This window comes from Desulfitibacter sp. BRH_c19 (genome assembly GCA_001515945.1).
Classification (GTDB): Bacteria; Bacillota; DSM-16504; order Desulfitibacterales; family Desulfitibacteraceae; genus Desulfitibacter.
The window spans coordinates 48,546-69,022 of sequence record LOER01000003.1; the positions used below are offsets into that span (position 1 = coordinate 48,546).

Consider the following 20,477-nt stretch of genomic DNA (forward strand, 5'->3'; position numbering starts at 1 on the left):
AGGAAACGCCATGAATCAGCTTAGTGCAAGAATTAAGAGCCTTAACTATCCTGAACACGCTGATCCAGTACTTAAGGATATTTGTATTGACTTTAAGCCTGGTGAATTTGTCTTCTTAGTAGGCTCACCCCGTTCTGGCAAATCCTCCTTGTGCCAAGCCTTAGCTGGTGTCATCCCCTCCTTTAAAGCAGGCACCTTAATTGGTGAAATTACCTTCGTTGGGGAAAATATTATAACTAAACGGCTGCCTGAAATGGCAGGAACAATCGGCCTTGTTAGAGATGAGCCACAAAATCAGTTATTCTGTACAACTGTTGAGGAAGATCTGGCCTTTGGTCCATGTAATCTCATGCTAGAGCCGGAAGAGGTAATAGCTAGAATCAAAAAAACCTTGCAGTTAGTAGGGTTACCAGGGTATGAGAAGCGAAAACCTGAGACCCTTTCTGGAGGGGAATCTCAACGGATTGCCCTTGCCTCTACGCTGACTCTGGAGCCTAACATCATTATTCTAGATGGTGCTGTGACTCAACTGGATCCTCAAGGAAGAAAGGAAATATACGAAAAACTACACACCCTTGCTTCACAGGAAAAGAGGATAGTTATTGTGGTAGAGGAAAGAGTAGACCACTACCTGCATTTAGCTAATCGCTTAATCAGGCTAGACAAGGGGACTGTGATCTATGATGGCTATCCTAAAAAAGAAGCACTTTACACTACGGAAAAGATCTGGAATCTTCCTAAAAAGATTATTTCAGATAATGTTATCAATGCCCGAAAACCAATTGTATCTGTTAATAGCCTGACTTTTCAGTACCCCAATGGTGACTTTGCCTTAGAAAATATCTCTTTAGATATTTATCCAGGAGAATTTATTGCTCTCATGGGTAAAAACGGAGCAGGTAAAACAACTCTGGCCAAGCACTTTAACGGTCTACATAAGCCTGCAAGTGGTGATGTGGTCATTGATCATATGAATACTAAAAATTACTCAACTGCCCAATTGGCAAGTCAAGTGGGCTATCTATTTCAAAATCCTCAATTGCAGATTTGTACTAATTCAGTTCAAGCAGAAGCAGCATTTGCTTTAAAGGTAAAAAAGCTGCCTGAAAAAGAGATTGAAGCTAGGGTCTCGCTACTTTTGGCTAAAATGGGATTAACTCAGTTTGCTCAGAACCATCCGTACAAGCTGGCTAAAGGCGATCTACAAAAGCTGGCCCTAGCTTCTAGCCTGGTAAATGAGCCTCAGATATTGATAATTGATGAGCCTACCTCGCAAATGAGTGCTTCCCAGAGCTGGGAGACAATGAAGTTAATTTCTGAATATAATCGAAATGGTGTTACAGTAATAATGATATCCCATGATTTAAATCTAGCTCTTAATTTCGCTAGCAGAATGGTAATTATGGATCAAGGTGAAATTGTAGTGGATATTCCAACTGCTCATTGCTTAAATCATGAAGAAAACTTGCGAGAGCTAGGAATAGATGTAAGGGAAATATATGATGAAGGAGAAATGAGACATGAAGCTATTGCTGGGGTATAGTGAAAACAGCTCCTTTATCCACAAATTAGATCCTCGAGTTAAGCTGCTATGGCTGTTAGGCAATTTATTCTTAATACTCTTTTTTCAAGACCTAACAGTATTAGTCCTCAGTTTTGGATTAGTTTTAACAACTACTATCTTAGCTGGTATATCCTTAGTAGTTTTTTTGCCACTTATAAAAATAATGACCATCCTTGGAGTACAGTTTATTATATTTCAGGGATTATTGCGGGCAGAAGGTGCAGTTTTATTTCAACTGGGGAGCTTAAATTTCTACCTTGGTGGAGTTTTAGTAGGAATAAAGGGTATTACTCTCCTAATAACTTTAGCTTTCGTATTTCTTCAGTTTGTGATGTGTACCTCTCCAAATGAGCTTACATTATTATTGGTAAAGTTGAAATTGCCCCAAAAATACGCTGTCTTGCTTGGGTTAGCCCTTCACTTTCTCCCCATTATGGAAAAGGATTTGCGGACAATCTATGATAGCCAGCAAGCCAGAGGTCTGGAACTGACAACTGCCTGGCAAAAGGCCAAGGGTTTGGTGCCAATAATACTTCCTTTAATCCTGCGAGCATTAAAAAGGGCTCAAGAAGTAGCCCTATCTATGGAGCTAAAAGGATATACTCGTTTTCCGGCTCGCACCTTTCTAGACCGCATTGTCTTTACTTCGACAGACTACCTTGCTTTTTGCTCATTGGTTGTTTATTTTAGCGGATTAATACTTCTGCAAATTATTTAAACAAGTTAAATAGCGAGTTTCTATCATCTTTTTGCCTTTATTAGATTTTTCAATAGTGTCTTCACCCTCTAATGACAAACTTCAGCTAGCATCTGTGACATTCAATAGATTACTAAAATTAGAGACTAATAATCAAAATCGGATTAAAAAGTGAATAATTAAGCACGAATGTATAGGTAACCGAACTACCGACTTTAAATGAACACACTCTTCGCATTATCCCTATATAATTAGAAGCTCCCTATTATTAGTAGGACAAGAATGAGAGATCCTGGGGGACAGACTGTGTCTATGAAGCTGCATTTTTTTCCAAAATTTAATTTTCAGAAAGTATTGACAATATTGAAATTTCTACATATAATCTAGATGTCTAGACAAGTTATATTGATCGGGTAAACATATACTAAAAATGAGGTATTACCAAGCTTATGTACGTAAGGTAATGGTTAGAACAACTAATTATAATTCATTGGGGGGATTATCGTGGTCAGTTCTTTAAGCTTAAATATGGCAGATCTTAAGGAGGATTTAGTATTCGCTGAGATTACAGAACAACTGAATAAAAATGTTCCTGCAGAAGAGATTTTTAAAGAACTTCAACTTGGTATGGAGATAATAGGTGAACGTTACCAATCTCAACAATACTATTTATCCGAACTAATTATGGCAGCAGATATTTTTAAAAATGCCGCAAAGAATTTACAGGACAAATTTCAATCTACTGACAAGAAAATAGCTACCATTGTTCTTGGCACAGTATCAGGTGATATCCATGATATAGGAAAAGATATTGTATCATTAATATTTACTACTAACGGATTTGAAGTTATTGATTTAGGGGTAGATGTTCCGATCCAAAAGTTCATAGATGCCATTCGTGAACACAAACCAGAGTTTGTTGGCATTTCTTGTTTATTAACGACTGCCTTTGATAATATGAAAAAGACTATTGAGACAATCAAAGAAGAAGGCCTAGGAAGTAATGTGAAAATTTTAATAGGTGGGGGACCTGTTGACAAGGGAACAAGTAATTATGTAGGTGCTGATGAAGTGTGTGAAGATGCGCCATCAGGTGTGGAAATTGCAAAAAAATTGTTGGAGGTGAAATAATACTATGACATCTACAACGGATCTTTTTAATGAGCGATTGAATCGTATTCGTACTGCAGTAGAATTAAGAAAACCTGATAGAGTCCCTATTGTTCCTTTAGGTGACTCATTTTGTGCCAATCATCTGGGTGAAAAAGTATCAGATTTTTGTACTATTCCTAAACTATCTAATGAAATAATGTTAAAATCCTTTACTAGTCTAGGAGAAGTTGACGGATTACAACATGTTTCATTTTATGTTCATATGCTTAGCTCTATATGGTTATCAAAGCTAAAAATTCCTGGTCGCGATTTGCCAGATGACGAATTGTGGCAGGTGGATGAAGTTGAATTAATGAAAATAGAAGACTATGATTTTATAATAGAAAAGGGATACAATACATTTCTTGGTGAATATTATATGACCCGACTAGATAATCTTGGTGAAAAGCTTAATCCTTTTTTAGAATCATTTCCTGGAGCAATTAAGGCAACTATTGATTTAGGAATTGTACCATTTTCGCCTGCAATTGTCACCATCCCATATGAGAACTTTTGTGGTGGGAGGTCTATGGTAGCATTTATGAGAGATTTATATCGTATACCTGATAAAGTTCAAGCAGCCATGGATGTAGCCATTGAAGATATAGTTAATAATACAAGGCAGCTTTTACAAACAGTGAAACCAATTGCTATATGGGTTGGAGGCTGGCGAGCAGCCAGTGAGTTTTTGGCACCTCATCTATGGCAACGTTTTGTATGGCCCTACTATAAAAGAATAATAGAGGTTGTTGTGGAGGAAGGGGTTATTCCTGTTCTGCATTTTGACTCCGATTGGACTAGAGATCTAGAATATTTACGAGAGTTACCCAAAGCAAAGTGCATATTTTCCCCTGATGGTATGACGGATATTTTTAAAGCAAAGGAAATTTTGGATGGGCATATGTGCATAATGGGCGATGTTCCTGCTGCCATGCTTACGCTAGGAAGCCCAGAGGAAGTTTCTGAATACTCAAAACGTCTCATAAATGAAATTGGACCATCTGGTTTTATTCTTGCTCAAGGTTGTGATATTCCACCCAATGCAAAGCCAGAAAATGTTAAAGCAATGATTGATGCTGTCAAACTTTAAAAATTTCAGTATTTAGGTACCCCTTTCTGCAAAAGGGGTACCTATTAGGAGGTCATATTTTTCTATGAAGCCTATGTCATCTTTTACTCCTGCTTATTATCGATTAGCAGAAGACATTAAAAATAAAATAGAAAGTGGAGAATTGCGGCCTGGTGATATAATACCCTCAGAGGTCCAACTCGCAAAAAAGCATCAGGTAAGTAGAATGACCATTCGTCAAGGAATATCACTATTGGTTAAAGAAGGATTTATTAAATCAATACAGGGCAAAGGAAGTTTTATAACCGCTCCACCTATGGATACCTTAATGCTAAAGTTTTCAGATAACAAATTGCTAGGTGAAAATAAAAACGCAAAGGTTGACCTTTTAAGTGTTAACGTAATTCCTGCTGATAAAACAATATCCTATAAGTTAAATGTAGTTTTAGGCACAAAAGTATTAAAGTTAATTCAATTACTATCTGATCCTGATCCAGTAGCGATTGATACTCGTTTTTTACCTTACTTAAAAGGTGTACCAATTTTAGAAAATGAGCTTAAATATGCAGCTTTCCCTGACCTTGTTTCGCAATTTACACAACTAATTTCTGTTCAAAACACATTAGAAATATCAGCAAGTGTATTATCTGATGAAGAAGCAAAACTACTTGAAGCAATGACTGGGCAGCCTGCCTTGTGTATCGAACAAATTATATGTGCAGCGGATGATGTGCCAATGGGGTGGTCAAAAATGATTTGTAGGAATGATCGATTTACAATAAAGGCAATTTCTCAAACTATATAGAGAGGTTGTGATTGAAATGCCTGTAGTTCATAATCTGTTAGTAACGGCAGTTGTTGGCATCAGGGAAGAAAAGGTGTTGTTTTTAGTTCGTCAGGGACTATCAAAGGGTATTGACCCATTTTTGCTTCTAGAGGACATTAGGGTGGGGTTAAAGATAGTTGGAGATATGTATACTCAAGGAAAATACTTTTTAGCAGACTTAATTGTTGCCGCAGAAATTTATAAAGAAGTTCAAAAACTAGTATTAATAGATACTGACCAGAACTGTGTACAAAACCCAGAGATTATATTTGGAACAGTCCAGAAGGATATCCACGATATAGGTAAAAACATTACCATTTCCACAATGCAGCACTATGGTTTAAAAGTCTTAGATTTAGGCGTAAACGTATCCCCAGAAGATTTTTTAAAAAGTCTTGTTGATACTGGAGTACCGATACTTTGTTTATCAGGATTAATCTCAGATTCCTATGATTCTATGAAGACCACAGTATCTTTAATCAAAAACAATGAGAAGCTAAATCAAACCACGGTTATTATAGGTGGATTAGTTAATCAAGCTGTATGTAATTATATTGAAGCTGATTATTGGGTTAATGATTGTACTACTGGTGTAGAGATATGTAAGAGGATCATCGAAAAGAAATACCAACTTCAAGCATAGTATAATGAGGTGAATCATGAGTTCTGTAATCATAGCATGTGAGACTATACAAGATGAGGTAATGAAGGCTATATTTGAAACAGGGACTAAGTTTCCCGTTATTTGGATTGAATCAGGCCTTCATAACTATCCAGAAATCCTTCGGGATAAACTACAAGATCAGATTAATAAAATCGCAAATGTAGACGAAATATATTTGGCCTTTGGGTATTGTGGGAACTCGCTTTTGGGTGTTCACTCTGAAAAAGCAAAATTAATTATTCCAAAAGTAGATGACTGTATTTCCCTTCTTTTAGGATCTTGTAAGATACGGGAAGACTTAGCTCAAGAAGCAGGAACATATTTCTTAACTAGAGGTTGGATTGAACACGAAAACAATATCATTAAGGAATATAATCGTTGTATAGAAAAGTACGGCAAAGAAAAAGCCACCAAAGTTATTAAAATGATGTTAGAGCATTACAAATGCCTGGTTCTTATTGATACTGGAGCGTATTTAACAAAGGATTATTTACATTATTCCCATTCCTTTGCCTCATCTTTTGGATTGGAACACAAAATTGTGCATGGTTCTATAAGCTTTTTGAAGCGGCTTTTTACAGGTCCTTGGGACGAGAATTTTATCATTCTCCAACCTGGGGAAGTTATCAATATTGAGTATTTTCGAAATGTAGTTGATCCTGAATCAAAACTATCTCAATTATAAATCTATCTAAAGGAGAGCTGCTTTATGAAAGTGATATTAATAGGAGGATTTCTTGGATCTGGCAAAACTACATTTATTAGATATTTTGCAAAATACTTGATTAGTAAATCAGAAAACAAGGTGGTAATTATAGAAAATGAAATAGGAGAAGTCGGTATTGACGACCAATTTTTGTCTAAAGAAGGGTTGTTAGTTAAAGAATTGTTCGGTGGCTGTATATGTTGCCAACTAACGGGAGATTTAACCCTAACAATAAACAAACTAGCTCAAGAGTATAATCCAGATTGGGTAATAATAGAAACTACAGGTGTAGCGAAACCAGTTGCGATTATTAACACCTTGAATAAATATGGGAAAGGTATAGAAAACATACACACTTTAATACTTGCAGACGCTAGTCGTTGGGTTGAATTAGTTGAAATAATGCCAGAATTAATAAAGTCACAGGTAGGTTCAGGAGATGTGATACTTGTTAACAAAACCGATGAAGTGGACAAGATAAATTTGAATGAAACACTATCAAGTATTAATAATATAAATAGCGAAGCTAAGGTGTTTACACTTTCTGCTTTACATGGAATTGAAGACACATTACTAAAGGGGTTGTATGATTATGCATCAGGCCGTAGCTAACAAAATAGTGCTAAAACTACAACCTCCATTGAAGTCTGATGATCTAGCTAATGCTATGATAGAATTCTTACAAAATCTAGCTGAGAGTTTAAGTATAAAGGGGATAATTGCTGGGCATATAAAAGTACTTATTGCTGAAGATGGCAACTATGCGACCTTTAGCTGTACAAAGCCTGGAAAGGTTACTAAACAAATTTCACCTTCGTGGGACACAGCAGTATTTTATGAACCAGAATTCTCCTACAATGTTATTGTATATGGGATTTCAAAGGATGAACTTGCTAATAAAGTTAATAAGAACATAGAACAATTAAGCACAAGTTTGTTGTAGCCAGTAGCCATAACCATGTAGCAGACACTTCAAACATCTAATACGCATGAAGTAATAGGTGTTGGCCATAGCACATACCCCATATTCTAGCAATCTAAATATAAACTTATTTACTAAAAAATATTTCCATTTATATGAAAAATTCGAGTGTAGATAGGAATATACTACTCAGGTTAAATTAGGCTTATTATAGCCTGATTTTGTTTTTAATAGCATTGAATATCCTATTTTTCATTTTAAATAGGATAATATCAATGTTGCTTGGATATAATTACTTTTTACTAGGGGGAGTTTAATGAATAATAATATTAAAACGTTTTGTAGGATTATTTCTTTTTACGATTGTTTATATATTAATACTTTTCTTAGGTGAAAAATACAATCTAAAACTTAGCAGAATCGGAAGTGCAACTTATAACATGCATCCAGTTTTTGTTTATAATGCAATATATCCTGTTTTAGTAGGTATGTTTCTAGCATTGCCAAGATTCGTATCTGAATTAAGAAAAAAAGGACAATACAAATATGATTGGATTAAGTTTACTGCTGTAGGACTTCCAGTATTATATATTGCAATTTTCCCAATAGTTTTGGTTATATCTTCTATTAGTGGTGAAAGCCAACTTACTTTGCTTAAAGCATTATATCCTCCTCCTGTAAGTCTATATATTATGAAAAGCCTTTTCCAAGGTTTAACTGCAGTTGTGTTCGGCTATATATTGTTAACAAGTTTTTAAAAAGTGAATGTCGAGAGTGGGGAAGAAATAGAAGGTAATAGTAAAAAGTATTGATTTACTAAATACTTTATAAAAAGTACTATATAATGCGGCGTAATAGATAGTAAGTTCGTTCAATTTTAGTGCGGGAGTGAAGCTTTGTCATTATAATTCTTGATAGAGGATCGTTTGTCAAAATAGTAGTTTTGTACTGGTAAAAAAATCAGGTGCTTACTTATATAATATTAATGAAGCTAAGGGAATTAATATAGGCTTGGAAATAAACAATTTTATTTTCATTAACCAAAATGAGTTATTATATTATAAAGGAGAAGATATAGTTTTATTTAATATTCCCCAAAACACAAATGACGTAATCGGTGAAGGAAGGATAATAGGGGTATCCCCAGAAAAAGAAAAAGTTTATTATCTTAATAATTATAATAATGTTTACGGTTTTTACTATATGGAATAGCAATAGGGCGGACAATAGTTAATAATATATTTACATCATATGTTCGTTTCCACCTTCTATATCGTTAAAATACGCTATGTGAATACCCACTCCCACAAGCAATATAAGAGAGATGTTAATAAAATTTTTCGTATGTGCTTTAACGTGTCCTATTGTAAAACTTAGTAAGGAAAAACCAATTATATATGGGAGTAAGAAAACTTTTCTTACTGGCAAGAAATAAAAGAAAATCATGAAAGCCAACATCCAAGTCAAGGGTGTGCATATTGAAAAATAGTCAAAAGCACTAAATACACCCATGTTCTTAAACTTAACTAAGTTTAAATTTGTCAGGAGAACTACTGTAATAACATCTCCTATTCCACCGAACATAAAGCTATAAAGAAAAAAGTTTTTATAGGCATTCTTAGGAATCAGAACGACAGTAGCTATTCCTGTAAGTGCAAAAAAATAGAAAGTAAATTATATTTATATCAAACATCATTGACCTCAACTTATATTTGTAATGTTAACAATATTATACCCAGTTTGTCCCTATCTATGAGATAGATCCACTATATGAGGGGTTAGCCTCCGTGGCTGACTCTGAGAATCTCGGGGCGTCCAGCTAGCAATGTGTTACCGCCAAGAGCACGCGATGATAGGGTTTGGGGTTAGCACGCCACATCCCCCAACCTAAACGCGGCAGCGGCCGGCTCGCCCAAGCCTAACATAAGAGCTATGTAAGGCTTGACTTCATCTTAAGGTTGGTGTACTTTGGAAACAAGTGAGCGTTAAGTAGAATTACTGATATGGCTAGAATAAAAAGGAGGTAACCCAAATGGGGGATAAACTTGATTATAAAAAAGAGTATAAGGATCTATACATACCAAAGGCCAAGCCTACTATCATCGATGTTCCAACTATGAATTTTATTATGATCGATGGTAAGGGAGATCCTGTACATGAAGAATACCAGTTGGCAGTAAGTACCCTTTATGGTCTGGCATATACCATAAAAATGAGCAAAAAGAATGAGATGCAGCCTCAGGGCTACTTTGAGTACGTAGTTCCTCCACTTGAAGGACTATGGTGGATCTCAGGAGGAAGTTTTGACTTTAAAAGGCGGGATAATTGGTTATGGACCTCAATGATTCGGCAGCCGGAATTTGTAACACCAGATGTTTTTGACTGGGCTTGTAAAGAATGTAGTAGTAAAAAGCCTGAGCTTAACATAGAAAAAGCTAGATTTGAAACTTTTACAGAAGGACTGTGTGTGCAAATGATGCATATAGGGCCATATGCCAATGAACCAGAATCAATACAACTAATGCGAGACTTTATGGCTGAGCATGACCTAGTGGATGGGACTGGTAGCCAAAGAAAACACCATGAGATATATTTCTCCGATCCGAGGAAAACAGCACCACAAAAGTTAAAGACGGTATTAAGGCATCCGGTGGCTTATCGTAAATAATTCAAAATAATCTTAACTAATACCTTTTTATTGGTAATAGGAGGTAATATGAGATTAATAAAGGATATCTCTTCATGGTGTTATAAAACTGTTTCACCAAAGCTTCTGATTGTATCCATACTGCTTTTTGTAGTATTCATGATGTTTATTCTACCCGAAATGGCGGAACGATCAAAAACCATCACTGGAATGGAGCAATCCCCGGACACTTCATTTATTTATTCAACTCAGGATCTCTACAGTATGGCTGAAGGTTATGGCGCTGAGGGAAGGTCATACTACATAAAATCCAGGTATACATTTGATTTAGCCTGGCCTGTTGTCTATCTGTTTTTTCTTGTTAGTTCCATTACAGCAGTATTTCGTTATTTTTTGCCAGATAGTTCATGGCGGCTGGTTAATGTGCTTCCATTTGTTGGCGTAATTTTCGATTTCCTAGAAAACACTACGGCATCCATAGTGATGTACCGTTATCCTCTCCCCTCTCCTGTTATCGCAGAACTTGCACCTATCTTTACTTTTCTAAAATGGAGTTTTATAGGGGCCAGCATCATAGCTCTATTTGTAGGATTGTCTATTCAAAGTCTAAGAGTTGCCCTGATAAATGATATAAAGATAAAACAAAAGTAGTAGTACATCCTGGATTAGTATAATCATTGATATAGAACATGATACACAAAACTTTTTAATAGAACATAATATAAATAACATTTATGAGCTCCAGGAAATTAGGGTATATGTTTTAAGCTAATCAAAGAATGCTATGATTATAATATTTGGTATAAAAGGATTATTTATATTTTGTGTAGGAGGTATAAAATTGAAAAACTTTATTTCTACTTTTTTTGCTTGCCTCGTTGTTTGCGGAGTTGCCGCATTCTTCTTTGCTGGTCTTATTTTTACTAATATCTGGGCTATGATTATTTTTGTCGCATTCCTGTTAGCGGTGTTAATTACAGCTTTTGTGAATCAGGAATCTAGAATCGAAGAATTAGAAAAGAAAATGGAACAGTTATTAAATAAGAAACAGGACTGAGAAATATCTCGGCATTTGAATTATGGTGTGTACAATCTTGCGAGGAGATTATGTCTATCCTGAAAACTACGCGGTTATGGGAGGTCAAAAAGCCAATGAAAAACTAGGCTCAAGCAAATGATTGAGCTTTGGAATATATAACCTTGAAAATTTAATAGATACTTAAGCTGTACTTGCCTTAATCTAAAACCATATTCCCTACTGACGAGCACTTTAATAAAAATGATATATCTTGGTACCATGGATGCTTCTAAGAAATGGCTGCATCCATTAGGAATGGAAAACTGCCATTAGCTTTAAACCTTAGAGTTTACCACTTTAGTTCTCCAAGAGGTAGAATAAATAAAATATGGGGAACAGCCAAAAGCTCCCCATTTTGCCTCTTTACAGAACCCTACCAGGCGCTCCGGTTGCTCTCCAGCATTGCCCTATCCTCCTGGTAGGCAAGAGTCATGTATAGTTTTGACTAAACTAGCCACTACAATACCAAGTGGTGGAAATTTTACTTAAACCAAGACAATGTGATATTTCCATTTACACAAAAGATGTTACACTACCAGAATATTTATTTGAATTTGAATCTGGCCTTTTTCGGAATTATTCTGACCTAATGTGAGATTTCTATAATAACTGAGAGAATGCAGAATTTAAGTTTGACCACCTAGTTTAAAACTGGTTTCAGTTTTGTTTAACTATTCTACCTTTTCAAGCCATTCCTCTCGCCAAAAAATAAAACAGGAACGATCACAGCGACCAAATTTTGTAGTTCCTTCACACATCACTCCTTCGAGTAAGATTAAGCCTTTACATTTTTTTACCCGAAGGTCCCGCTCATTAACAAATCGTTCCATTGGTTTCAATACACGCTGAATGGTCTCACAGTAAGGTGTCATGATGTCAGCCATAAAGCCACATCCTCTCAGCTGTCCTAAATGGTTGAGGGTTGCCTCAATTTCTTCTTTAGATTTCACTCGAACCAGGTCACCTGCTTTTAGAAACTCCCTTTGAACAATAGGGACCGACTTAATAGTAGAAATATTTTTTCCTATCAGTTTATAAAACCAGTCAATTACAGCATTAACTTTCTGATGAATGGCTTTATCTTGATTTGGAGTTAAATGTCTTTTAATTGCCAGTCTTATATGTCTTATAAGTGATGCTGGCGGAGCCTTGACATTTCCTTCAGCTATACTTTTAAGAATGGCGAACTGGCATTCATTTGACTTAATGGTTTCTTGTTGCATATCCCAATCTGCCTCCTTTAATTATTTATCCTTGTGTAATAGTCCTAGCTTTGCACAGGTTCAACTATGCCAATAAATTGGCACGTTTCACTCCGAGACCTCCACTTCAACACCATAAGTGGGGGATAACGGATGCTAATACCCCGATAGGTTCAACTAACAATCAGTGGGGGATAAAGAAAACCCCCACTGATTGAAGTTTCACTTTATTGTCAACTGAGTACTATACAAATTATCACATTGTTTACCAAATTTCTAGTTCTTAAGTACAGTCATTGTTTAACTTCCTACATTACATAACTATTTACTATTACATTGTTATTCAGCAGTGATATATTAAGTGCAATGAAATTTTATCAAATTAAATAAGGTTACGTTGTGGTATTACTAGAAATTACAAAATAGAAGGTCATAGTTTGAAAAAATATTATTATTATTTTGTCTGCATCTGTCATACGGTAAAGCCGTTTTTTTTTTACCAATTACATGCACCCTTTTAGTAATCAAAGCTTAATATATATAAGACCAAATTAAGATGTTGGGATAGCATAAATAATTTCTTAAAGTAAAAGAGGTTAAAAGATTATGAAAGATATCGAACATAAATATCCATATCAAGGAAACACCCTGGTAGAGTGCTTCAAAAATAGAATTTCAAATAGAACTGCAAAGGTATGTATTATTGGCCTTGGTTATGTTGGTCTTCCCTTAGCAGTTGAAAAAGGGAAAGTTGGCTTTACTGTGCTTGGTATTGATCAAAATGGAAGTAGAGTAGATAAAATAAACCAAGGATTGAACTATATTAATGATGTAAATGATGAGGAACTAAAACAGCTTGTAAATAGGGGAACTATAAAGGCTACTTGCAATTTCTCGGAAGTATCCGAACAGGATATATTAGTTATTTGTGTACCTACTCCCCTAAATATAAATCGGGATCCTGATATTTCATACGTAAAAAATGTTATAAAAGAATTAATACAATGGTTAAGACCTGGGCAAATGGTTATCCTTGAAAGCACTACCTATCCAGGTACAACTGAGGAAATAGTACTGCCGCTTTTGGAATCAACTGGATTAAAAGTAGGGAAGGACTTTTTTTTAGTTTATTCACCGGAAAGGGTTGACCCTGGTAACCAGAGGTATACTACAAAAAATACATCTAAAGTGGTAGGTGGAGTAACACCACTATGTCAGGAAGTTGGCTGTTTTTTCTATGTTCAGACAATTACCAATGTGGTGCCTGTTTCATCACCTACTGTGGCTGAGATGACAAAGGTTTTTGAAAACACTTATCGGGCAGTAAATATTGCACTTGTTAATGAACTGATGATGCTTTGTGACAAAATGAAAATAAATATTTGGGAGATTATTGATGCCGCCAGCACTAAACCTTTTGGTATTCAGGTCTTCTACCCTGGCCCCGGTGTAGGAGGGCACTGTATCCCCATAGACCCATTTTACTTAAGCTGGAAAGCTCGTCAATATGATTTCTCAACCCGCTTTATAGAGTTAGCGGGTGAAATTAATATTCTAGTTTCTCATTACGTTGTCAGTAAGGTTATCCAGGTACTAAATAGCAAGGGTATGTCTTTGAATGGAGCGAGGATACTTATTTTGGGAGTGGCCTATAAAAAAGACGTAGATGATTACCGTGAGTCTCCTGCTATTAGAATAATTAAGCAATTAACAGATTTCGGTGCCCAGGTCGTATTTTATGACCCATATATAAGATATATAGAAGGAGATGATAGTTTACTTTTAGATGTTAAATGGGTAAGTCTGACGGACAACGAGATTAAAAAAAGTGACTGCATACTTATAGTTACAGATCATTCCATTATTAACTATGGAGAAATAGTGGCTCAAGCTAAAGTTGTAATAGATACTAGGAATGCAACAAAAGCCGTGCTGAATGACCGCGAAAAGATCATTCTTATCTAGATAAGGTGGTTATAAGAGAATAATAAGTGCTCTATCAGACGAGATAGTAAACATAGGAATTCAGCGGGGGAAATCTGTAGTTGTTGGAAGTGGAACTAAATCCTAACTGAAGATGCTCAGGAAAATGTTTAACCGTTTGGAAGGTAGATTTATATTCCGGTAAAATGCTGTATGAAAAAATTAACCGATAATCTGAGCTTGGAGTGATGGTAATGGTAAACTATGGTATTGTCGGCTGCGGACACATTTCTAATAAACATGCCCTTGGAATACAAGAAATTGAAGATGCCCGGTTAGTGGCAGTATGTGACAATGATATTACGCGTACTGACCCATTTATAGAAAAATACGAGGTAATCCCCTATGAAAGGTATAGTGATTTTCTTGCCGATGCTAGGATTGATGCTGTAATTATCTGTACACCTAGCGGACTTCATGGTTCAATTGGAAAACAGGCGGTTCTTGCTGGCAAACATGTATTAGTAGAGAAGCCCTTTGTATTAGATATTGCTGAAGGAGAGGAATTAGTTGATCTCTGCCGGGTAAAGGGTCTTAAGCTTGGTGTAGTTCATCCCAACCGTTTCAAATCAGTAGTTAAAGTGCTAAATAATGCTATAGATGAGGGTTGGTTCGGTAAAGTTACCCATGCTAGTGCAGTACTTAGGTGGAATAGGAGCAACCGGTACTTTCAGGACGCATCTTGGAGGGGAACGCGGGAGCTTGACGGCGGTATTCTTTTCAATCAGGCTATTCATAATATTGATTTATTTAACTGGTTAGTAGGGCCCGTTAAGGAGATATTTGCCTATGGTGCAAAAAGGCTTCACGAAATTGAATATGAGGATGTATGTGTTTCTGTTTTAAAGCTTTCAAGTGGAGCACTAGGTGTATTAGAAGCAGCTATAACTCTATATCCGGAAAACCTGGAGGAAAGTCTTGCTATCTTTGGAACCCAAGGGACAGCGGTATTAGGCGGCAAATCCTTGTCAAGAGTACTGGAGTGGAAATTTTCATGTTTATCGGAAGAGCAAAGAAAAGAGCAGATAGAAACCCTAAATAGCCAGGCTGAGTTGAGTGCCTTTGGGCATAGAGAGGTTATACGAGATTTTACGGAAGCAATTAGTGTAAACCAAGAACCGTTGGTTTCCGGTAAGGAAGCGCTCAATACACTATATCTTATAAAGGCAGTTTATCAATCCATAGAAAGCAAACAGCCAATTAAAATAACTAATTTTTAGAGAGGTAATGATAATGCAATACATTAGTTCTAGTGCAAAGATAGGGGAAAATGTGAGTATAGGCTATTTTTCAGTAATTAGTGATAACGTAACAATTGGCTCCAATGTAACCATATTGAATGGGGTAACCATTTATCAGGGGACAACAATAGCTGAGAATGTTACTATCGAATCAAATGCCGTAATCGGACGTCAGCCAAGACCTGCAAAGACCAGCACTATAAGAATAACAAATACTCTAATGCCAACTCAAATAGGACTTGGGACTATCGTTGGTGCCGGTGCTGTTATTTATGCCGGTTCTATTACAGGTTCCTACTGTCTTATTGGTGATAGGGCAGTAGTTCGTGAAAAATGTACAATAGGTGATTACGTAATAATAGGTACTGGTTCGATAGTAGAGAATGTGGTTGAAATAGGTCAAAAGACAAAAATCCAGAGTGGTTCTTATATTACCGCATATACCACCATAGGGGAAAGCTGTTTTATTGCACCTATGGTTACGACCCTCAATGATAATTTCATGGGCCGTACTCAGGAACGATTTAAGTTTATTAAAGGCGCAGATATTCGAAATGGTGCTAGGGTAGGAGGGGGATCGATAGTACTTCCCGGGATTAAGATTGCTGAGGAGAGCTTTATTGCTGCAGGTGCAGTCGTAACAAAGGATACCTTGCCCGAGAAGGTTTATAAGGGCTTGCCTGCCCGTGAGTTTAGAGCTGTACCAGTTCATGAATTGTTAGAGGGGGAAGGAAATTGAATATACCTTTAATTAATTTAAAAGCACAATATCTATCAATAAAGGAGGAAATAGATAAGGCCATCGAAGATGTATTGGCAAGCGGGCAGTATATTCTAGGACCTAATGTTACAGATTTTGAAAGAGAAATAGCTGAATACTGTGGAACTAAGTTTGCAATTGGTGTAGCTAATGGAACCGATGCTCTGGTATTGTGCTTGGATGCCTACGGCATTGGGCCTGGAGATGAAGTAATAACAAGCCCGTACAGTTTTTTTGCAACAGCCGAGGCCATTTCCCGTGTGGGGGCAAAGCCAGTATTTGTAGATATTGATGAAGATTGCTATAACATTGATGTTGAAAAAATTAAAAATAAAATAACTAAATCCACAAAGGCCATTTTACCTGTACACCTCTTTGGACAGCTTGCTTTAATGGATAAAATTATGGATATCGCAAATTGCAATGATCTTATAGTAATAGAAGATGCCTGTCAAGCTATTGGTGCATCCTATAAAGGTCGTAAAGCTGGTTCTTGGGGAAACGCAGGCTGTTTCAGCTTTTTCCCCACAAAGAATTTAGGGGGGTACGGGGATGGTGGAATGATTACAACTAGTGATGAGGAGTTTGCTGATAGGGTGAAAATACTAAGAGCACACGGCAGCCGGACGAAATACTTTAACGAGGTTATTGGTTACAATAGCAGACTGGATGAACTGCAGGCTGCAATACTGAGGGTAAAGCTAAAGTATTTAGATGTTTGGAATGAGGCAAGAAAAAAAGGGGCACAACGTTACAATGATTTTCTAAGTGAATTAGACATTAAGCTTCCACAAGCTGTGAAAGAAGCTGATCACATATATCATCTTTACATTATAAGACATAAGGAAAGAGAGAAGATTACAAAATCTCTGAAAGAAAGGGGTATTGGTTGCGGTATTTATTATCCTGTGCCTCTGCACCAGCAGACTGCCTATCAAGGATGTTTTACTAAAGATTTTATGCCAGTAGTTGAAGCTGTTTCACGGGAGACTTTTGCAATACCACTTTTTCCTGAAATGAATGACGAACAGTTTACCTTTGTAGTAGAGCAGTTGTCCGAAATTCTAAAAAATGTCTAGTGAGGGTGTAAAGTGAAACAAAAGGATTATTCACTTGATATGTATGAGGAGATTTGTAAAGCTTTAAAGGTCCATAATGTTGTAACAGTTGAACAATATATTTCCAAAGGTACAAATAACCCCATTATCATTCTACGTCACGATGTAGACCGTGAGCATATGAATGCACTAGCTATGGCAGAGCTTGAGCATTCATATGGAATTAATTCCACTTACTATTTCCGGTATCCACCAAATAGTAAAATTATATATGCAATAAATAAGCTGGGACATGAGATTGGCTATCACTATGAGGTCCTGGACAAAGCCAAAGGTGATTACGAGAAGGCCTTAAATATTTTTGAACAAGAGTTAGCTGATTTTCGAAAATACTCCTCGGTGAAAACAATTTGTATGCATGGCAATCCGCTTACCAATTGGGATGGTAGAGATTTATGGAAATATCATGACTACAAAAAATTTGATTTACTTGGGGAAGCGTATCTCTCTTGCACAGATATCCCTATATATTTAACTGATACGGGGAGGAACTGGAAGGGCCAAAACAATGTTAAGGATAAATTCGGCACGGAAAATCGCAACCCAGGATTAAAAAAAACTGCAGAGCTAATTGACTACTTGAATAAAAATCTACAAGAAAGCTTATACATTAACTGCCACCCTGAGCGGTGGAGCCCGGGATTTTGGGCATGGCACAGGGCGCTGGTCAGGGACAATTTTTATAATTTCTGCAAGAGGGTACTGAGGAATCTAAATAATAAAATTTAGGCAAAACCATAAAAAACCATTTTAATATTTTAGTTTCCGAGAGTTCGAAAAATTAATAATTATTACTCGGGTCAATCTACATGAATAGTCATAAGATAAATAAGGTTAAGTTTTCGCCGAAAGGGGTCAAAATAAAGATGGATTGGGATGTAATTATAGTTGGTGGCGGCCCTTCCGGTTGTTTTACCGCAAAGCTGATTGCTGAATTAGGATTTAAGGTTGCTATTTTAGAAGAACACGAAAACGTAGGCCAGCCAGTACAATGTGCAGGGTTAATTTCACCAAGGGTCATGGAGTTAGTTGGGATTACTGAAAACATAATAATAAATAGCCTAACAGATTTAAGGGTCTTTTCACCCCTTGGTAGCAAACTATGTATAAGCAGCAGCTCAAATTATGCCTGTGCAATTGACCGGGCTGCGTTCGATAGATGTTTAGCTGTTAAGGCAGAAAAGGCTGGAGCAAATCTGCTTACTGGTGCTAAGGTTTATGGACTTCAGAGGATAGCAGAAGGTTATAGGGTATCGGTACTTCTAAATAATACTGAAATGACAATGGATACTCGACTTATTGTAGGTGCTGATGGTAGCTTTTCTAAAGTAGCAAAGTGGCTGGCACTGAAGAATACTAACCCTAGAGCAGTAATGTATGCTGCCGATGTAAAACTCTACTGTCCTGATACCAGTCGTATAGATATTTTCTTGGGTCGATCTTTGGCTCCTGGATGGTTTGGTTGGGTTATCCCCTTAGATAAAAATACATGCCGGGTGGGATCAGGCTATGCAATAAAAAGGCAAAATTGTTCTCCCCAATACTATTTCAAACAAATGGTAAATCAATACCCCCAATATTTTAGTGGTTTTAAGGTTTTAAGGTATACAGGTGGCTCAGTCCCTCTAGGTCTAATGTCTAAAATTTATACGCAGCATGCTATGTTGGTAGGGGATGCGGCATGTCAGAACAAGCCTATCTCAGGTGGTGGTATTTATTTAGGTCTGCGAGGAGCATTGTTATGCGCCAAAGTAGCAATAAAGGCGTTACTTGAGGGTGATCTTTCTGAGGAAAGGCTATCACTTTATCAGGTCTTTTGGGAAAAGGAAATGAAGGATGAAATAGTATGTGGGATGAAACACCGAGAAAGTTTTATGGATATGACCGATGAAGATATGGATTTTATTATAAAGTTTTCAAGGCAACCAATTGTAAAAAACATTATTTTAAAGCACGGGGACATCGATTATCCTTCTAAGTTGTCACATAAGCTTTTAAGTTTTAAACCCTGGAATAAACGGTTCTTTAAGGTGGCTATGAAAGTTGCTGGTTATGACAAAATATAATAAAAGCAGTTTATAAGGGGATAAGAGGAGAGACAGAAAATGTATAAAGGCAAAACAATTGGGGTGGTAGTCCCTGCATATAACGAAGAATTACTTATTGGTAGAGTTATTGAAACAATGCCTGCCTATGTAGATATGATTTATATAGTGGACGATTGTTCCTTTGATAATACTGTGGAAACTGTCCAAAATTATATTGATCCCAAGGTAATTTTAATAAGACATTCTACAAATAAAGGTGTAGGCGCTGCAATAGTAACAGGTTATAAACAGGCCCTAATTGATAATCTGGATCTAATTGCTGTAATGGCTGGTGACAATCAGATGGACCCAATGGAACTACCTAAGCTCCTTGGTCCCCTAGTGGAAGGTAAAGCTGATTATTGTAAAGGAGATAGACTGTCCAAGGCCCATTTAACAGTAGGAATGAGTAATTGGAGAAAATTTGGTAACTTCTTACTGACAAGACTTACTCGTATTTCCTCAGGCTTCAGGAATCTGCAGGACCCGCAAAATGGTTATACGGTAATGTCACGGGAAAGCTTGCTTAAATTAGATTTAGATGATATTTACCCAAGGTATGGATACTGTAATGATATTTTAGTAAAGTTAAATGTTTTAGGATTAAGAGTTATGGATGTGCAAATACCTGCTCGATATGGTAACGAAAAATCTAAAATAAAGTACGGCAGTTTCATCGGGAAAGTTTCGGTATTACTACTTAGAAACTTTATCTGGCGTATTAAAAAAAAGTACATTTCACAAGGCTAAAGTTACTAATC

The 20,477-nt window shown here is 36.5% G+C and carries 23 protein-coding genes; 21 read left to right on the plus strand and 2 right to left on the minus strand.

Features of this window, described 5'->3' with window-relative positions; translation table 11 throughout:
• Positions 1-10 precede the first annotated feature (10 nt).
• The 11 genes from APF76_12120 to APF76_12170 all read left to right on the plus strand — a co-directional run bounded on the left by APF76_12120 (position 11) and on the right by APF76_12170 (position 8,812).
• The gene (locus tag APF76_12120) at positions 11-1,543 is read left to right on the plus strand and encodes a hypothetical protein (GenBank protein KUO53548.1); all 1,533 of its coding nucleotides are present in this window, start codon (positions 11-13) and stop codon (positions 1,541-1,543) included.
• Positions 1,521-2,282: a hypothetical protein gene (locus APF76_12125; GenBank protein ID KUO53549.1), complete on the plus strand. Its 762-nt coding sequence runs from the start codon at positions 1,521-1,523 to the stop codon at positions 2,280-2,282. The genes APF76_12120 and APF76_12125 overlap by 23 nt, the downstream gene beginning before the upstream one ends.
• Positions 2,283-2,789: 507 nt before the next feature.
• Positions 2,790-3,392: a cobalamin-binding protein gene (locus APF76_12130; GenBank protein ID KUO53638.1), complete on the plus strand. Its 603-nt coding sequence runs from the start codon at positions 2,790-2,792 to the stop codon at positions 3,390-3,392.
• Positions 3,393-3,396: 4 nt separating this feature from the next.
• Positions 3,397-4,503: a uroporphyrinogen-III decarboxylase gene (locus APF76_12135; protein KUO53550.1), complete on the plus strand. Its 1,107-nt coding sequence runs from the start codon at positions 3,397-3,399 to the stop codon at positions 4,501-4,503.
• Between the two features lie 64 nt (positions 4,504-4,567).
• The gene (locus tag APF76_12140; GenBank protein ID KUO53551.1) at positions 4,568-5,287 is read left to right on the plus strand and encodes a hypothetical protein; all 720 of its coding nucleotides are present in this window, start codon (positions 4,568-4,570) and stop codon (positions 5,285-5,287) included.
• A gap of 16 nt (positions 5,288-5,303) precedes the next feature.
• Positions 5,304-5,951, plus strand: a complete 648-nt coding sequence (locus APF76_12145) for a hypothetical protein (protein KUO53552.1) — start codon at positions 5,304-5,306, stop codon at positions 5,949-5,951.
• Positions 5,952-5,967: 16 nt separating this feature from the next.
• The gene (locus APF76_12150; protein ID KUO53553.1) at positions 5,968-6,657 is read left to right on the plus strand and encodes a hypothetical protein; all 690 of its coding nucleotides are present in this window, start codon (positions 5,968-5,970) and stop codon (positions 6,655-6,657) included.
• A gap of 24 nt (positions 6,658-6,681) precedes the next feature.
• Positions 6,682-7,290 (plus strand): cobalamin biosynthesis protein P47K, encoded by a 609-nt coding sequence (locus APF76_12155; protein ID KUO53554.1) that lies wholly within the window; start codon positions 6,682-6,684, stop codon positions 7,288-7,290.
• Entirely contained in the window at positions 7,271-7,621 is a 351-nt protein-coding gene (locus APF76_12160) for a hypothetical protein (protein ID KUO53555.1), read from the plus strand. The genes APF76_12155 and APF76_12160 overlap by 20 nt, the downstream gene beginning before the upstream one ends.
• 419 nt (positions 7,622-8,040) lie before the next feature.
• Entirely contained in the window at positions 8,041-8,358 is a 318-nt protein-coding gene (locus APF76_12165; GenBank protein ID KUO53556.1) for a hypothetical protein, read from the plus strand.
• 253 nt (positions 8,359-8,611) lie between these two features.
• Positions 8,612-8,812 (plus strand): hypothetical protein, encoded by a 201-nt coding sequence (locus APF76_12170; GenBank protein ID KUO53557.1) that lies wholly within the window; start codon positions 8,612-8,614, stop codon positions 8,810-8,812.
• Between the two features lie 30 nt (positions 8,813-8,842).
• Here the strand turns inward: APF76_12170 and APF76_12175 are convergent, their stop codons facing one another.
• Positions 8,843-9,184, minus strand: a complete 342-nt coding sequence (locus APF76_12175) for a hypothetical protein (GenBank protein ID KUO53558.1) — start codon at positions 9,182-9,184, stop codon at positions 8,843-8,845.
• Between the two features lie 448 nt (positions 9,185-9,632).
• Here APF76_12175 and APF76_12180 point away from each other — a divergent pair, with 448 nt between their 5' ends.
• The 3 genes from APF76_12180 (at position 9,633) to APF76_12190 (ending at position 11,304) form a co-directional block, all read left to right on the plus strand.
• Positions 9,633-10,268: a transcriptional regulator gene (locus tag APF76_12180; GenBank protein KUO53559.1), complete on the plus strand. Its 636-nt coding sequence runs from the start codon at positions 9,633-9,635 to the stop codon at positions 10,266-10,268.
• 48 nt (positions 10,269-10,316) lie between these two features.
• Positions 10,317-10,898, plus strand: coding sequence for a hypothetical protein (locus tag APF76_12185; GenBank protein KUO53560.1), 582 nt, complete (start codon positions 10,317-10,319; stop codon positions 10,896-10,898).
• 190 nt (positions 10,899-11,088) lie between these two features.
• On the plus strand, positions 11,089-11,304 hold the full coding sequence (locus APF76_12190) for a hypothetical protein (protein KUO53561.1): 216 nt from the start codon (positions 11,089-11,091) through the stop codon (positions 11,302-11,304).
• Between the two features lie 692 nt (positions 11,305-11,996).
• Here APF76_12190 and APF76_12195 read toward each other — a convergent pair.
• Entirely contained in the window at positions 11,997-12,548 is a 552-nt protein-coding gene (locus tag APF76_12195; protein ID KUO53562.1) for a hypothetical protein, read from the minus strand.
• Between the two features lie 585 nt (positions 12,549-13,133).
• On the opposite strand from APF76_12195, the gene APF76_12200 reads away from it, so the two are divergent.
• The 7 genes from APF76_12200 (at position 13,134) to APF76_12230 (ending at position 20,466) form a co-directional block, all read left to right on the plus strand.
• Positions 13,134-14,492 carry a UDP-N-acetyl-D-glucosamine dehydrogenase gene (locus APF76_12200; protein KUO53563.1) on the plus strand — a complete coding sequence of 453 codons (1,359 nt, stop codon included), beginning with the start codon at positions 13,134-13,136 and terminating at the stop codon, positions 14,490-14,492.
• A gap of 212 nt (positions 14,493-14,704) precedes the next feature.
• Positions 14,705-15,730 (plus strand): hypothetical protein, encoded by a 1,026-nt coding sequence (locus APF76_12205; GenBank protein KUO53564.1) that lies wholly within the window; start codon positions 14,705-14,707, stop codon positions 15,728-15,730.
• A gap of 13 nt (positions 15,731-15,743) precedes the next feature.
• On the plus strand, positions 15,744-16,490 hold the full coding sequence (locus tag APF76_12210; protein ID KUO53565.1) for a hypothetical protein: 747 nt from the start codon (positions 15,744-15,746) through the stop codon (positions 16,488-16,490).
• Complete coding sequence (locus APF76_12215; GenBank protein KUO53566.1) at positions 16,487-17,590, plus strand: transcriptional regulator; 1,104 nt, start codon at positions 16,487-16,489, stop codon at positions 17,588-17,590. The genes APF76_12210 and APF76_12215 overlap by 4 nt, the downstream gene beginning before the upstream one ends.
• Before the next feature lie 12 nt (positions 17,591-17,602).
• On the plus strand, positions 17,603-18,358 hold the full coding sequence (locus tag APF76_12220) for a hypothetical protein (protein KUO53567.1): 756 nt from the start codon (positions 17,603-17,605) through the stop codon (positions 18,356-18,358).
• Positions 18,359-18,495: 137 nt separating this feature from the next.
• Complete coding sequence (locus tag APF76_12225; GenBank protein KUO53568.1) at positions 18,496-19,695, plus strand: hypothetical protein; 1,200 nt, start codon at positions 18,496-18,498, stop codon at positions 19,693-19,695.
• Between the two features lie 39 nt (positions 19,696-19,734).
• Complete coding sequence (locus tag APF76_12230; GenBank protein KUO53569.1) at positions 19,735-20,466, plus strand: hypothetical protein; 732 nt, start codon at positions 19,735-19,737, stop codon at positions 20,464-20,466.
• Positions 20,467-20,477: the final 11 nt, after the last annotated feature.